This window comes from Bacillus sp. WP8 (genome assembly GCF_000800825.1).
Classification (GTDB): Bacteria; Bacillota; Bacilli; order Bacillales; family Bacillaceae; genus Bacillus; species Bacillus safensis.
The window spans coordinates 1,985,346-1,999,699 of sequence record NZ_CP010075.1; the positions used below are offsets into that span (position 1 = coordinate 1,985,346).

Below are 14,354 nucleotides of genomic sequence, written 5' to 3' on the forward strand. Positions count from 1 at the left end.
TTGACGCGTTACTTTTGATGGTGTATAGTGGAACCATCATTTAACAACTGTAAAGTCGTTAGGTGATGAAAATTTTTTTTAGTATGCCCAAAAGGTGTGCTACAGTACTAGGAGGAAAAAGCAATATGCAAAACGGTAAAGTAAAATGGTTCAATAATGAAAAAGGTTTCGGCTTCATTGAAGTTGAAGGCGGAGACGATGTATTCGTTCACTTCACAGCTATCGAAGGTGACGGCTACAAGTCTTTAGAAGAAGGACAAGAAGTTTCTTTTGAAATCGTTGAAGGTAATCGTGGACCTCAAGCTGCAAACGTAACAAAACTTTAATCAACTAAATCAATGATGAAACGACAAAATAAAGAGAGGCATATGCCTCTCTTATTTGATTTTCAGCTGAATTTCAATGGCTAAAATATTTTGCTTCAGTCGTTGTTCAATTTCAGAAATATCTTTTTCGAGAAAAGGTCTTCCCTTCTTTGCTACATCTACTAGCTGCTCTAGATCGCTGTATACCTCTTGAAATGTTCGATGTAATACCGTTTCGAAATCCTTATTATTCATGCCGGCCTTCCCCTTTTCCTCTATTATCCGTCACTTAGTCAAAAAGTAACTCAACCAAAACTTTCTATAGTTATATCGGCTCATTTTTCAGAATATGTTCTTTTTTAACACATTCTATCCGTTTTTTTTCACGAGCGGATGTTTGAGTAAGGAAAACCGGGGCAGCCGCTTACTTTTTAAGCAGCGTCTGTCCGTATTCTTTTATTTTCTCTCCGACTGTGCATTGCTGAATACAAAAGGAGTGGGCGTATTTTTTGCCATATTCTTTTCGAAAGTGCTTCTTAATCAAGCAATCTGAACAATACGTGTCTTGGAGATCCGTCAATTCTTGTACTGCTGTTTTTTTATCCACATTATTCAGCTCCGTCTGCTTCTAATTTCAATTTACTTTCAATTGGGACGTCTGCAAGTATCTGCCTTGCAAGCTGATCCGCTTCTGCATTTTGTTTACGATCGATGACTTCATATGTTGGCGTAAGCCTCAGCTCCTTTAAAGCCGCTTCAATCCGGTCGAGCCATTTGTTATGTATATCATCATAACAAGGCCATTCTCCTTTTAATTGATTCATGACAACAAGTGAATCGCCTCTAATCGTGACAGAATTTCTGCTTGCCCCAAGGTCTTTCAAAGCTTTTACTGCCTCAAATAAAGCTGCATACTCCGCTTCATTATTGGTGATTCCTTGGAAGGGCTGATTTTTTCTCAAACGATAAGCCTCTTCTCCGAGCTTATAGTAGACGACAACCCCAAGGCCAGAGTCGCCTGTTTCTTTGTGAAAACTTGCATCAAAATAGACCTGAAGCTGATCAGGTTCAAGCTTTAGTTCTTCATTTAGCTTTTCAAGTTCTTTAATAGACCACATCGCCCCTTTTTCATCTTCAAATGATAGGAGTGACTGTGGTTCTTTTTTATCGATATGTTTTGCTAAAAGCAAGGCCTCTTTTAGCTCCATCCAATCTTCTTGGAAAAAAGCAATGGACCCAATCGATTTCACTTTCATTGTATAGTGCGCTCTTAATTTCATTGATCACATCGCCTTCCCGTGCTTTTAAGGTAAACGTTCGTTATGCTATAATCAAAAAGTTACATTTTACAATGAGAAAGGAAGTTCATGTCACTTGTTTAATGAAGGTATTTGGATCTTATTTGCGATCATTAATTTTATCATTGTTCTTCTATTTTATAAAGGATTTGGCAAGATGGGCCTTTTCGTCTGGATTGGCTTTGCGACGGTTGCTGCAAATTTACAAGTGGTCAAAACCGTTGAATTGTTTGGCTTAACGGCAACACTTGGAAACATTTTATATGGCAGTGTGTTCTTTGCAACGGACGTATTGAATGAAAAATATGGACAAAATGAAGCGAGGAAAGCTGTCTGGATTGGCTTTGCCACCCTTTTAACGCTAACCGTTGTCATGCAGGAGGCTTTGCTTTTCCATCCCGCTCCATCCGACATGTCTCAAACATCGCTCGAAACGATATTTGGCTTTATGCCAAGGGTCGCACTTGGCAGTCTTGCTGCTTATATCATCAGTCAAATGTTAGATGTTTATGTATATTCGTTTATTCGCCGGATATTTCCTTCCGATGGTGCGCTTTGGGTGCGCAACGCTGGAAGTACGATGATCAGCCAGCTGCTTGATACACTGATCTTCACAACCATTGCCTTTCTTGGCACCTATCCATTTCATGTATGGATCGAAATCTTCATCACGACTTATGTGATTAAATTTATCGTCGCCGCGATTGGGACACCATATGCGTATGCAGCGAAAAGAATGGTTCCGCTTGATGAAAGGGTGAATTAAATTGCCAGCTGAAATATACATTGATGGTGCTAGCGCAGGAAATCCAGGTCCTTCTGGCATCGGCATTTTCATTAAATATGATGGAAAGGCTGAATCTTTCTCGATTCCTCTCGGATCAATGAGCAATCACGAAGCAGAATTTTCCGCTCTCATTGAAGGGATGAAAATCTGCGTAGAAAAAGGACTGCGTTCCGTTTCATTTCGAACAGATTCACAGGTAGTTGACCGTGCGGCCAATGCAGGATTTGCTAAAAATCCAGCCTTTCAGCCTTTTATAAAAGAGATGATCGAGCTACAACGGCAGTTTGATTTATTTTTCATTAAGTGGATTCCAAGCAAGGAAAATCAAGTAGCTGATCAGCTCGCTAGAAAAGCGATTCACCTTTCTAAAGGATGAATCGCTTTTTTTCGGTTATGCTAATGTATGAGGTGATACTGATTGGATAAAGAGAATAAAGGTCGTGTCACAAATGGGACAACCCCTCAAGGTGATGCGCAAACAAAAGATAAGCAGCCACTATCTCAGCTCGAAAATAGAGCGAAGAAAAGCAATACAAAAAGATGACCTTAGAGATCAGCTTAGCTTATCTCTAACAAAGGGCTAAAATGATTTTTATTTTAGTCCTTTGTCTTCTTTTCAGCGTGATAGAAAACCTTTGCAGCCCTAGGAAGGGCGAGGAGCGGAGCGAATTTGACATTCGTGAGCACCGGAGCGCAGACCTGACAACGAATGCGAGGGTTTGTCTATACGCTGAGAGATCGGCTTAGCTGATCTCTATTTTACTTAATCGATTCACCATCGGTTCAATTCCTTTGATTTGATGGTATCGCAGCATAGCAGCAGCCCGTTCTTGATTGATATTCATCTTCGTCTCATCAATTGGACAGCTCAGCGGGACATCACATTTGATCTCTGCCAATAAACGGGAGAGCTTCAAATCTTCTAATCCTGCTTGCATTTTCTTTTGCTGTGCGGCCGTTAGTTCATGAACATTTTCTAATAATCCATCAATGGTTTGATATGTTTGAATAAATTTTAATGCTGTTTTTTCTCCGATTCCTTTCACACCTGGGTAATTGTCACTTGAATCCCCCATAAGTGCTTTCATATCGATCAGCGCCTTTGGAGAGATGCCCATTTCCTCTTCAAATAAGGCTTTTGTATAATGTTTATAGTTCCCGATCCCTTTTTGCATCAAAGCAACAGTCACTCGTTCATTCAATATCTGCAGCAAATCTCTGTCGCCGGTTAGAACCGTCACACGTGCTTCATTCTGATAGACTGCCGCCAGCGTGCCGATACAATCATCTGCCTCAAAGCCTTTTAAACCAACGTTTACAATTCCTAGTTCTTCTGTCGCTTCTTTTGCTAAATCGAATTGCGGAATGAGCTCGACAGGCGCCTCTCCTCGATTTGCTTTATAATCTTGAAACAATTCATTTCGGTATGTTTGGCTTCCCATATCCCAGCAACACACAATATGAGTTGGCTCAAATGTCTGAACAGCGGTTAATAAATGCTTCAAATAACCATTCACGCCATTCGTCGGGACGCCGTGATCATTTATCATAAAATTGCGATGGACAGCCGTTGCATAGAACGATCTGAACAGAAGCGCCATACCATCAACAAGCAGTACGTGTTTATTCATTCTTATAAACTCCCTTTTTCAAAACAATACTCCTATTCTATCACAGAACATAGAATTCGACATAAAAAAGGCGCCCTCTTCTTTTGGAAAAGAAGTGGCACCTTTGGATTATTTTTGACCGTATTGCATTTTTTTCGATTCTGCTTCTGCGTAGGACGGCATCTCTTTTTGTTTCGGGTTACGCTCATCCTGCTTTTTTGCATGCTGCTTTTTTTCCATCATCATTCCCCTTTCTCGGTTCACTTGTTAAGATGACCAAAAAAGAGAAAGTTACTCTTTACTTCTGTTTTCGTTCGACATACTCCTTAACCATATCAATCGTAACATGCTTACGCAGCGGAACAATACCGCCTCGTGCAAGCTCATTCATCTTCGAAGTAATCGCATTGATATCGTCAGTTGTAAATGGTTCGTTTTGCTCACACTTGAAAACAGCAGTCTCTATTGCCTGCTCTCTTTTCTGCTCAAGCGCAAGAAACGACTTGATATGAGCATTCTGTTTTTGTGAATGTGCGGAAATCTCTTCATGTACGCTCGTCATTTTTTATCAACTGCTTTCTTTTTTATATAGTCTATCATGAATCAAATGGTTTTCAACTGATTCTTCCATTCATTTGTCTGCTTGTATACTTGTTCTATCATCGCCTGCTCTTTCGCATCTGTCGTCAAGCTCATGATAAATGTTTGTTTTTGTTCATTCAGCTGCTTGAGCGCTTCTGTCTCATATCTTTCAGTAAAGGTCTTCACCATCATTTCGTATCTGCTCTGTAATTCTTCTTTTTCTTTATCTGCCCATTTCGTCGTTAACTGGAAAAGAACATCTCGAATCGCTTCAATAAACGCTGCCTTCCCGTTCTGTTCAAAGAAAGCTTTTGCTGATTTTTGCTTCTTTAAGAGCGGCTCAAACGGCGTTAGGTCCGCTTCCACTTCAATTTGTTTCAGCTCTGCATTTTTCTCATCTGGCGGCGACAGCCGGAGAGAAAAGTAAGGATCTTCTGCACACGCAGCCTGTAATCCTTTCTCCCACTCCTCTTTGAAATATTGAGTGATAAACGATTCCATTCGAATATCAAGCGCCTTTATCTCCTGTACAAATTCAAATTCATAATCCTTTAGCGCCTGTTCAAGCGCTTTTTTCAACTCCTGCCTGAATTCCCCTTGAGATATTCCAGGATAAAAGGCTGTCTTTAACAGATCATTTGCATAAAGTGACAAGCGCTGAACAATGTGGTAAAGCTGTTCGTGCAAGTCCTTTTTCACACTTTCTGTCACTAGCTTAGATCGTTTAATATGGCTCATTTGATCAACGATCACTTCATAGGATGTGTCTATCTTTTTCTTTTCTGCTTGCTTTTCATCTTCTGACTGATGCAGAGTCTCATGCAGCTTGTCGACTGTTCTACATAATGTACTCGCTTCAAAATACAGCAGCTCAATCGCATCTTTCGTTAATTCTTCCTCAATAAAATAGTCGAGCTGTGTTCTAAGCTTTGCATACTGATTATAAGGCGACTGATCCTTTCCTTCGATCTCTTCCTTACTGGATACATGATGAAGGTTTGGATGCCGGATGCCTTCTTTTGTGAGCTCATTTTTCACATAGTCAAAGACAGTTTCAAGCTCTGTTTGATCCTTTGCGAGGTCAGCTGCATTGATAATAAAAAACATTTTATCCATGCTAAATGAATCTTTTACAAGCCCGAGTTTACGTAAAAATGACCGGTCTGCTTTTGAGAAAGAATGCTGGTAGTAAGTTAAATAAAGAAGGGCATCAGCATCCTTCATATATTGAAAGGCAATCTCTGTATGACGTTTATTCATACTGCTGGCGCCTGGTGTATCAACAATCGTCAGTCCTTTATCTGTTAAAGGTGTACTTAAATACACCGTCACTTCCTTCACCACACAAGAAACAGCCTCTTCTGCCACATATGGTTTTAGTTCTTGAAGGGTGACATTGAGCGGCGTTTGTTTTTGAATGGAATTACGGAACTTTTCATGAGCGTTTAAAAAATGTTCAACAATGATGCGGTGATCCTGTTCAAGCGCTCTTTTTTTCAGCGTTCGATCGAGTTTCGCTTGAAACGTATCTCCCTTTTCTTCCGTTATAGAAAAACCGAGAATTTGATCGAGCTCTTCTAATATTTCCTGCTCGGTTTTGAACACCACTTTCACACTTTCATGCGGATGGTCTTCTGTCGGCCGCGTCAGCTTATTAATCGTGGCCGTCGTTGGTGTAGGAGATGATGGCAGCACCTTACTCCCAACAAGGGCGTTGGCAAACGAAGATTTCCCCGAACTAAAAGCACCGAATAAGGCGAGTGTAAATTCCTTCGCTTGCAGCCGCTTTGTTCGTTGTTCAAAGGACTTTCTTTGAGACTGCAGCGCATTTAATGGCATTAAAATTTGAGAAAGCTGCTCAAACTGGTCAATCGACTGCGCTGTCGTAATATGCTGTGATTGACGCATTTGATCAAACTCTGTCTGTTGCTGATTTTCTTTCTCGCTTTCTTCCGCATGAGTGGACGTATGATTCTGATTTAGCTCGTCATGCTGCATCCGATGTTTTTTCACATAAAACCAATCATCTGTGATCTGCTCATTTGTTCCGTTTTGCCATATATCCCATATATGCTCAATATCTCTTCTGATATGATCATTTTTTGCCATGCTTTGCTCGAGCGCTAGGAGCTCCTGTGCTGCCTGGGCCCATTTATCTTGCTGCTTTCCCTTTTCATTCATGAGCTGGGTTTTCAGCGTCTCAGTCATTTGTTCAATCAATAGTATTGCTTTCTGTTTGGTCTGTCTTTTCAGTGCTTCACCAGCATCTTTTGCATATTGCAAAACGTATTCATTTGAAAATGTCGCACCATGATGGATGACGTTTTCAAGTAGTGATTCTTCCACAGGTGTTTCAAATGCCATCACTTGATTTAATAGCTCTTCACCAAGCTGATTTTTCTTGACTTCTCTTTTGAGCAGCTCAGCAATATGCCAGTCCACTTCAGCTTTCATTCTTGCTTTGACATCTGCTAAGAAATCGTTCGCCCGCTTTTCTTTTTCCTGCTCGGTTTTATTTTTAGCGAACAGTAGTCCTACCTTAAAGCCAGGAGCTTTCGATTCAATATAGTCACTTGCGAGCTCTCTCATTTTAAATGGGGTTAGGTTTGCATTTTTTAAAATGTTCTCGACTTCAGAAGACACTTCATCTTCTAACTGTTTTGCTCCATTTTCAATAAAGCTCCTTTTCGCTTCAAGCTCCATGACTTCTTTTCTTTTTTCTTGAACCAGTGAATCAAGATCCTCTTCTTGCAGCTCTTCTTTTAATGAGTCAATATGTTCTTTTAAAACATTCTCTATTTTCTGCTCGGTATAGGCGCGAAGAGATGCTTTCGGCAATGTTTGTAATTCTTGCAGTTTCTCGATTAAACGAATCATTTCGTTTCTTGGATGCGACTCATCGGTTACAGATGTAAAGTATAGATGTTCTTCTTCAATGCCCTCTTTAAGAAGCATATCAACCACTTGATTTTTGTAGTCTTCAAACGCTGTCTCATGCTCATCATGTCGATCGACTTGATTTACGATGAAATAAAGATTTGGCACTTTCTCTTTAATGGAGCGAATGAAACGAATGTTTTCTTCCGAATGAACATGGTTGTAGTGCACGACATAAAAAAGAGCATCTGCTTGATGTAGAATAGACGCGGCAGATAAAAAATGGGTATGATCCGTTGAATCAATTCCAGGCGTATCAATCAGTGCCACCTTTTCTTCCAATCCTCTATAGTCCCCGCTAATTTCCACCATTTCAATCTGTTCTCCGTCCTTACAAAAACGCTGAACTGCTTCTTTATCATAAGAACCGCTCATTTTTGCAAAACGGCCATCTGAGGTGTGAAGCTTTACTTCACTCTCCCCTTTCCTCACGACGACCAAGTTTGCACTTGTTGGAATTGGACTCGTTGGCAGGATGTGATCATGAAGCAGATGATTCACAAGTGATGACTTTCCAGCTGAATAGTGACCGGTAAATGCGATATATACTTCTTCTTCTGCTTCCTTTTTGATAATCGATGCAAGTTTGGCTGCGCGTTCATGATCATCCCTTTTGAGAAGGCTTTGATATAAAGCACCTGTAGTTTGAACGAGCGAATCTCGAATAGACAAGTCTTCCATGACGATAAACCCCTTTGTTTTTAGAAAAGTCAGTTATGTATGTGATACCATTTTACACAAAATCAAGAGATTTTTCTTCTGATCTGAGGAAATAAAAAAAATCTGCTGCCCGATCAGTCGCAATTGACTGCGATCAGGAAGCAGATTTTTTAGAAACACCTTTTAATACGAAGCCAATTAATAGGCTGTATACACAGACCGTACCGAGTAAGAAAACCATTGTCATGTGATCACCGTCCATCCTTCGTGATTGAGAATGCTTATCATTAATGAAAGTGTATCACAATTGATAATGATTTTCAATATTAATTTAACAAATACTGCTTGAGCGCTTTCTCTTCTGTTTGAATTCTCACAGCCATCATCCATGCATTTAAACATGTGAACAAAATGGCGGTAAAATAGGCATTAAATAAAAGCGGGATCAGCATAAGCTCAATCGCCACCACGACATAGTTAGGATGCTTTAACCAGCGATAAGGTCCTTTTTTCACCATCATCGCATTTGGTACAACTAAAATCTTTGTATTCCAATACGTTCCAAGAGAGCATAATGCCCAATATCGAATAACCTGTGTAGCCAGCAGGAAAACGAGCAGCACAAGAAAATAGCGCGACGGCGGCCTGTTTAACCCCCATACCTCAACCATGAGTGAGAGAAAAAAGCCCGCATGCATAGCGACCATATAAGGATAATGACTTGCACCAAATTCAATGGCACCGACCGCTTTCACTTTCTTTTCATTTCTTTTAGCCACAAGCATTTCAATAAGACGCTGACACACGAAGAAACCAATGACGAACCAAATAATCATGATAAGACCTCCTCCCATTTCATGAGCAGCAGCTCTGATGAAAATCCCGGACCAAGCGCTCCGCAAAGACCCATATCTCCCGCTTCAGCGGATTGATGTTCAAGATAATGCTTGATCACATACAAAACTGTGGCAGAGGACATATTTCCGTGTTGTCTGAGCACTTCTTTTGATGAAAAGAGCTGATCTTCTTGTAAGGATAGACTTTTAATATAGGCATCAATCACTTTTTTTCCACCAGGATGGGCAAGAAAAACTGATAGGTCTTCTGCCGAATACCCTTGCTGTTCTAAAAATTGATCGACTTGCTCTTTTAACCAGCCGGAAATAATGGAAGGAATGTCACGGGAGAAAATAACCCGAAAGCCGTCACTTGTAAATTCCCAGCCCATCACATCCTCAGATTCTTTCATTGTGACGGATTGTGTACCAATCACTTTAGGAACTGTTTTTAAATGGGTATATTCAGATACGCCTTTTTCTCCAGTTAACAAAAGCGCTGCTGTCCCGTCTCCAAACAAAGATGTACCGATTAAATTGCTTTTTGATTGATCTTGCGGCTGAAAGGTTAAACTGCACATTTCACAGGCGACAACCAGCACCTTTGCTTCTGGAAATGCTCTTATGTATTCGTAAGCCCGAGACAACCCCGCCGCTCCGCCCCCGCACCCTAAGCCCCAGATCGGCACTCGTTTCGTATAAGGCGAAAAAGGAAGAGCATTCATCAGTTTTGCATCAAGGCTTGGTGTCGAAAGTCCGGTGCTTGAAATAAAAAACAATGCATCGATCTCTTCAAACGGAATCGGTTTTTTCAGGAATGCCTTCTCATGAAGACAGTGTATGACCGCTTCTTTTGCATGAGCCAATGCTTTTTCCAAATAGAGGTTGTTTTTCTCCTCAAAAGAGTGGTGCGTCTGATACCATTCAATTGGCTGCACAAACTGTCTGCTCTCGATTTCTCCATTTTGAAAAGCTCTGAGCAGCCGGTCGATATCTTTAAACGATCGTTTAAATTGGGATCTAGCAAAATCAGCCGCCTTTTTCTGATTCACATGATGTTGTGGCAGACTCGTTCCAACAGAAAGAATGTACGCCATCGGCTTCACCTCTTTTTTCGATTAATATCCCCTATCGAAAAAAGGATATACATGCCAAAACGTCACAATTCAGTCAAAATATTTTCCTCCGTCTAACTTTTTGTCTTGACGACAATTGATAAATATTGGATAATATAGGTGAAAACATGATGTAGTTTTCCTCCTTCACAGGTTCGTTCTAAGCCAAGCGAACCTGCTTTTTTTATGCAAAAAAACACTTCTAAAAGAGAAGTGTTCAGACCGTAGTAATTATAAAGGGTTTACGCTCGACTTAGTGTTTTCCATGTCTAGTTAGCTAATTTTTTAAGATTCATGGCAGCGAGAGTAAGCATCGCTTGCATTGAAATTTTTTTAGTACACGAAGTTTCGTCCAACGCATACTATGCTTTTATTTTGCATACGCAAAGACGCGTTCTTTATTTCTCTCCGCTTTGCATAGTTGCTTTTATTTATTTCAGTGAGTCTTAGGTAGTTTGCTTCATCTAGTCTTGCCAAATATGCGATGAATTTGTTTGGTATGATTTTGTCTTTGTATACAGTTATCTAGAAAAGAACAAGTTTTACAAACCTCTGAACTGGACACATATTGTTTAAATCCTTCTCTAGTCGTTGTACGAATTTGCCGATATCTTCTTTATTTTGTAGTGGTACGAGCTTTTCTCTATTGTTTTTTGAGATTAATCGCCTCTGTCTCCACTTTCCACATAAGCACCCTTTTTTCAATGAAATCCTCATTATACAACACTTTCATAAGGAATCTCCCTTTCGCTTCGAATTAATGGTCACATCTGCTGCTATCTTAGCGTATAAATATTAACGTTTCGATCATTATTCAGAATGATTTTATTTAAACATGAATGGATCACCTTTTTTGCTGATCAACACAAAGTAACAACCGTAAATTTCTAATTCATTTGAATTTTCTATATAAAAAGGATTTTTTCCACTATATACATAATCAATATGTGTACCAAGAAAAACAGTGAAAAAAGAAAGAATCTACAACATGGTTCGGCTCAAAATTTAATTGACTGGAGTGATTGTAATGAAAAAGGTTTCCAAAAAAAAGACACCCTACAACATGATACTTCTCTCAAAGGTAATTGGTTTAGTGCTTCTTACACTGTTTCTCTTTTTTATCTGGGATATGTCTAAACCCCATTTGCAGGCGACAAATGGGCAAGCAAAAAATGTTGCCAGCAGTGATTTTCGTGACACAGGTCTGAAAGCAAAAGATCAGTCTACAAGAACATTGGATACACATTTTAAGACCAATCCAAACCAACAGGCAACGAATAAAACGGTCTTTTTAACATTTGATGATGGTCCTTCTGCTACATCAAATCAGCTGTTAAATGTATTAAAAGCACATCACGTGAAGGCGACGTTCTTCATGCTTGGACCGCAAATTCAAGCACACCAATCAACTGTGAAAAGACTTTATCAAGAAGGACATCAATTAGGTCTTCATGGCATGACGCATGATATAAACCTCTTTTATCAGAACAGCGAGTCTCCCGCAAATGAAATGAGAGAAGCTCAGCGTATTCTTGCCTCTGTTACAGGCGTCTACAGCCGTCTTGTAAGAACCCCCTTTGGCAGTGTTCCAAATTTAACATATCATCAAAAAGTACGTTTAAACCAAAATGGCTTTATTTACTGGGACTGGACGATTGATAGCCTTGACTGGAGATATAAAAACTCACAATATGTTCCAGAGGTATTGAATCAATTGCAAATGTTTGAGAAAAATAAACCATGGGAACCAAAAGTTATATTAATGCATGATCAACCCTCTACCACAAACTATTTAGATAGCCTGATTATACAGCTAAAAGCAAGGGGCTATACATTTGCAGTCATTAACGAAACAATGCCGCCGGTACAACATGAATAGTGCTAATCACAAAAAGCCCGTATCCAAAAGATGCGGGCTTTCAGCTTGTAGACAAACCCTCACACGCTCCTTCCTAGGATCCTAGGACTTCAAAGGTTTTTTATCAAGCTAAAAAGAAGACAAAGAGCTAAAATAAAAGGTCATTTTAGCTCTTTGTCCATCATCTGAACCCCTCTCCAAGAGAGGGGTTTACATAACAGATTGCTTAGGTTCTTCTACCAGGTCATGCCCGGCTTCTTTTTTAAAAGGAATCATGTGATAAATAATATGAAGCAAAATAGCGGTAAAGCTTCCGGCCACAATGCCGTTACTTGTTAATAATTTCATCGAATCTGGCAGATGCTCAAACATTTGCGGTACGACAGTAACTCCTAAGCCGATTCCCACGGAGCAAGCGACGATCAGCAAGTTCTCCTGCTTTGCAAAGTCCACGCGCGAGAGCATTTTAATACCGTATGCAATGACCATGCCAAACATGGCAACCATTGCACCGCCAAGAACTGATTTTGGAATAATCGTCGTAAAGGCAGCGATTTTAGGAAAAAGACCAAATAACATGAGCAATGCCCCTGTGACGACAATGACTTGGTTTTTCTTGACGCCTGTTAACTGGATCAATCCAACATTTTGCGAGTAGGCTGTATACGGAAAAGCATTAAAGATTCCGCCTAATAACACAGCAATCCCCTCTGCCCGATAGCCTTTAGCCAAATCCTTCTCTTTTAATGACCGGTTTGTTAAATCACCTAATGCGAAATAAACGCCTGTTGATTCAACTAATGACACAATCGCAACTAACGTCATGGTCATGATCGGTGCAAATTCAAAGGTCGGCATCCCAAAATAAAATGGCTCAATCATACGGAAAACCTGAGCGTTTGCCACCTCAGCTGTTTCCACTTTCCCCATAAACGCAGCAACTGCTGTCCCAAGAAGAATACCGATTAAAATGGCGATCGCCTTCATAAATCCTTTCGTGAATCGATAGAGCAGTACAATGATAAACAGTACAAGGAAAGCGAGTCCTAGATTTTCAAAAGAACCATAGTCCGCACTTCCTTCTCCTCCTGCCATATTGTTCATCGCTACAGGAATGAGGGTGATACCAATAATGGTGACGACAGAACCAGTGACAACAGGCGGGAAAAATTTCACAAGCTTCCCAAAGAAAAAAGAAAGAAGAATGACAATACACCCAGAAGCGATAATACTGCCATAGATAGACGAAATTCCATACTTAGAGCCAATCGCAATCATTGGAGAAACCGCCGTAAATGTACAGCCTAATACAACAGGTAAACCGATTCCAAAGAAGCGGTTTTTCCATACTTGAAGCAATGTAGCAGCCCCGCACATGAAAATATCCGCAGAGATGAGGTAAGTCAGCTGTGCAGGCGTGAGCCCAAGCGCATCTCCAACAATGAGCGGTACAAGAACAGCACCTGCATACATTGCCAGTACATGCTGAATGCCCAGCGAGAGCGTTTTGACTTTTTTAGCGGCATTCATGATTGTACCTCCCGTACAAACGTGACTTTCCCTTCCTCAAGTGATTCAATACGTGCGAGGGACTCGACGCGGTAGCCCATTTGCACAAGCGCATTTCTTCCAGGCTGGAATGATTTTTCAATGACAATGCCAAATCCGGCTACTTTCGCCTTTGCCTGCTTTGCAATCGCTGCAAGTCCTTTCGCAGCTTCACCATTTGCTAAAAAATCATCAATGATTAACACACAATCGTTTTCACTCAGATGCGTATTTGAGACAGCAATCGTGCTTTCTACTTTTTTCGTAAAAGAGTACACACTGGCTGTTAACAGGTTATCCGTTAATGTGAGTGATTGACGTTTTCTTGCAAACACAACAGGGACTTGAAGAGCAAGCCCAGCCATCACAGCAGGTGCGATGCCTGAAGATTCGATTGTGATGATTTTTGTAATGCCATCATGCTTAAATAATCTAGCAAACTCTTGCCCAATCTCATGCATTAACACAGGATCAATTTGATGATTTAAAAAAGCATCTACCTTTAACACTTGATTTGACAGAACGATTCCTTCGTTCTCAATTTTTTGACGTAACAATTCCATCATTTTTCCCCCTAGCATATTGGCAAACATTCTATTTTTTGCATAAAAAAAGCATTGCTGCCCATGAGGAGCAAGCAATGCGAAAACGATCCACGGATCTTCAGCTCAGACAAGAGCTGTTTCATTTTGCTCACTCATAGTCGGACCGTATCGGTGTCCGGTAGAAACTTGCGTGCCATCATCACGCGATTATATGAGTGTTATAGTGTTCAAATTATAACAAGATTTCAGACGCTTGGAAAGCACTTTTCCAGA

General features: G+C 40.4%; 16 protein-coding genes, 1 pseudogene and 1 riboswitch. Of the genes and pseudogenes, 5 read left to right on the forward strand and 12 right to left on the reverse strand.

All coding sequences use genetic code 11. The features are described 5' to 3' along the window. Positions 1-125: 125 nt before the first annotated feature. Positions 126-326 (forward strand): cold-shock protein CspD, encoded by a 201-nt coding sequence (cspD, locus tag QR42_RS09805; RefSeq protein WP_024422747.1) that lies wholly within the window; start codon positions 126-128, stop codon positions 324-326. A 51-nt stretch (positions 327-377) separates the two neighbouring features. Here the strand turns inward: cspD and QR42_RS09810 are convergent, their stop codons facing one another. From QR42_RS09810 to QR42_RS09820, 3 genes are all read right to left on the reverse strand, one after another. Then, entirely contained in the window at positions 378-560 is a 183-nt protein-coding gene (locus tag QR42_RS09810) for a hypothetical protein (RefSeq protein ID WP_039179402.1), read from the reverse strand. A gap of 169 nt (positions 561-729) precedes the next feature. Next, the gene (locus QR42_RS09815; protein ID WP_024422748.1) at positions 730-912 is read right to left on the reverse strand and encodes a zinc-finger domain-containing protein; all 183 of its coding nucleotides are present in this window, start codon (positions 910-912) and stop codon (positions 730-732) included. A gap of 1 nt (position 913) precedes the next feature. Further along, positions 914-1,585, reverse strand: coding sequence for a ribonuclease H family protein (locus tag QR42_RS09820; protein ID WP_039179405.1), 672 nt, complete (start codon positions 1,583-1,585; stop codon positions 914-916). Between the two features lie 94 nt (positions 1,586-1,679). On the opposite strand from QR42_RS09820, the gene QR42_RS09825 reads away from it, so the two are divergent. Genes QR42_RS09825 through QR42_RS09835 form a run of 3 tightly spaced genes read left to right on the forward strand, consistent with a single transcriptional unit; the run spans position 1,680 to position 2,934 of the window. Next, a complete protein-coding gene (locus QR42_RS09825) occupies positions 1,680-2,369 on the forward strand; it encodes a queuosine precursor transporter (RefSeq protein ID WP_039179408.1) in 690 nt (229 codons plus the stop codon). A gap of 1 nt (position 2,370) precedes the next feature. Further along, a complete protein-coding gene (locus tag QR42_RS09830; RefSeq protein WP_039179411.1) occupies positions 2,371-2,766 on the forward strand; it encodes a reverse transcriptase-like protein in 396 nt (131 codons plus the stop codon). 42 nt (positions 2,767-2,808) lie between these two features. Continuing rightward, the gene (locus QR42_RS09835; RefSeq protein WP_003215584.1) at positions 2,809-2,934 is read left to right on the forward strand and encodes a hypothetical protein; all 126 of its coding nucleotides are present in this window, start codon (positions 2,809-2,811) and stop codon (positions 2,932-2,934) included. A 199-nt stretch (positions 2,935-3,133) separates the two neighbouring features. Here QR42_RS09835 and QR42_RS09840 read toward each other — a convergent pair whose 3' ends face one another. The 7 genes and pseudogenes from QR42_RS09840 to QR42_RS19270 form a co-directional block, all read right to left on the reverse strand. Further along, the gene (locus tag QR42_RS09840) at positions 3,134-4,021 is read right to left on the reverse strand and encodes a 5'-3' exonuclease (protein ID WP_039179414.1); all 888 of its coding nucleotides are present in this window, start codon (positions 4,019-4,021) and stop codon (positions 3,134-3,136) included. 277 nt (positions 4,022-4,298) lie between these two features. Then, complete coding sequence (locus QR42_RS09845) at positions 4,299-4,562, reverse strand: YpbS family protein (protein WP_039179417.1); 264 nt, start codon at positions 4,560-4,562, stop codon at positions 4,299-4,301. A gap of 41 nt (positions 4,563-4,603) precedes the next feature. Then, positions 4,604-8,200, reverse strand: coding sequence for a dynamin GTPase (locus QR42_RS09850; RefSeq protein ID WP_039179420.1), 3,597 nt, complete (start codon positions 8,198-8,200; stop codon positions 4,604-4,606). 133 nt (positions 8,201-8,333) lie between these two features. After that, positions 8,334-8,441 carry a Fur-regulated basic protein FbpC gene (gene fbpC / locus QR42_RS19725; protein ID WP_306299200.1) on the reverse strand — a complete coding sequence of 36 codons (108 nt, stop codon included), beginning with the start codon at positions 8,439-8,441 and terminating at the stop codon, positions 8,334-8,336. 64 nt (positions 8,442-8,505) lie between these two features. Continuing rightward, complete coding sequence (locus QR42_RS09855) at positions 8,506-9,015, reverse strand: isoprenylcysteine carboxyl methyltransferase family protein (RefSeq protein ID WP_039179422.1); 510 nt, start codon at positions 9,013-9,015, stop codon at positions 8,506-8,508. Continuing rightward, on the reverse strand, positions 9,012-10,112 hold the full coding sequence (locus tag QR42_RS09860; protein WP_039179425.1) for a type III polyketide synthase: 1,101 nt from the start codon (positions 10,110-10,112) through the stop codon (positions 9,012-9,014). The genes QR42_RS09855 and QR42_RS09860 overlap by 4 nt, the downstream gene beginning before the upstream one ends. A 287-nt stretch (positions 10,113-10,399) precedes the next feature. Then, positions 10,400-10,728, reverse strand: a pseudogene (locus tag QR42_RS19270) (transposase); the annotation flags it as partial. Between the two features lie 429 nt (positions 10,729-11,157). Here QR42_RS19270 and QR42_RS09865 point away from each other — a divergent pair. After that, complete coding sequence (locus QR42_RS09865) at positions 11,158-12,009, forward strand: polysaccharide deacetylase family protein (protein WP_039179428.1); 852 nt, start codon at positions 11,158-11,160, stop codon at positions 12,007-12,009. Between the two features lie 189 nt (positions 12,010-12,198). On the opposite strand, the gene pbuX is transcribed toward QR42_RS09865, so the two are convergent. Beyond that, a complete protein-coding gene (gene pbuX / locus QR42_RS09870) occupies positions 12,199-13,518 on the reverse strand; it encodes a xanthine permease PbuX (protein ID WP_039179431.1) in 1,320 nt (439 codons plus the stop codon). Continuing rightward, positions 13,515-14,099 carry a xanthine phosphoribosyltransferase gene (gene xpt, locus QR42_RS09875; RefSeq protein ID WP_024422759.1) on the reverse strand — a complete coding sequence of 195 codons (585 nt, stop codon included), beginning with the start codon at positions 14,097-14,099 and terminating at the stop codon, positions 13,515-13,517. The genes pbuX and xpt overlap by 4 nt, the downstream gene beginning before the upstream one ends. A 117-nt stretch (positions 14,100-14,216) precedes the next feature. After that, a riboswitch (purine riboswitch) is annotated at positions 14,217-14,316 on the reverse strand. Between the last annotated feature and the right edge of the window lie 38 nt (positions 14,317-14,354).

What these genes read in the sequence shown, in the direction of transcription:
- QR42_RS09865 (WP_039179428.1), top strand. Translation starts at nt 11,158, where the DNA reads ATGAAAAAGGTTTCCAAAAAAAAGACACCCTACAACATGATACTTCTC.
- QR42_RS09810 (WP_039179402.1), bottom strand. Translation starts at nt 560, where the DNA reads ATGAATAATAAGGATTTCGAAACGGTATTACATCGAACATTTCAAGAG.
- pbuX (WP_039179431.1), bottom strand. Translation starts at nt 13,518, where the DNA reads ATGAATGCCGCTAAAAAAGTCAAAACGCTCTCGCTGGGCATTCAGCAT.
- QR42_RS09840 (WP_039179414.1), bottom strand. Translation starts at nt 4,021, where the DNA reads ATGAATAAACACGTACTGCTTGTTGATGGTATGGCGCTTCTGTTCAGA.
- QR42_RS09855 (WP_039179422.1), bottom strand. Translation starts at nt 9,015, where the DNA reads ATGATTATTTGGTTCGTCATTGGTTTCTTCGTGTGTCAGCGTCTTATT.
- QR42_RS09860 (WP_039179425.1), bottom strand. Translation starts at nt 10,112, where the DNA reads ATGGCGTACATTCTTTCTGTTGGAACGAGTCTGCCACAACATCATGTG.
- fbpC (WP_306299200.1), bottom strand. Translation starts at nt 8,441, where the DNA reads ATGGACGGTGATCACATGACAATGGTTTTCTTACTCGGTACGGTCTGT.
- QR42_RS09845 (WP_039179417.1), bottom strand. Translation starts at nt 4,562, where the DNA reads ATGACGAGCGTACATGAAGAGATTTCCGCACATTCACAAAAACAGAAT.
- QR42_RS09850 (WP_039179420.1), bottom strand. Translation starts at nt 8,200, where the DNA reads ATGGAAGACTTGTCTATTCGAGATTCGCTCGTTCAAACTACAGGTGCT.
- cspD (WP_024422747.1), top strand. Translation starts at nt 126, where the DNA reads ATGCAAAACGGTAAAGTAAAATGGTTCAATAATGAAAAAGGTTTCGGC.
- xpt (WP_024422759.1), bottom strand. Translation starts at nt 14,099, where the DNA reads ATGGAATTGTTACGTCAAAAAATTGAGAACGAAGGAATCGTTCTGTCA.
- QR42_RS09820 (WP_039179405.1), bottom strand. Translation starts at nt 1,585, where the DNA reads ATGAAATTAAGAGCGCACTATACAATGAAAGTGAAATCGATTGGGTCC.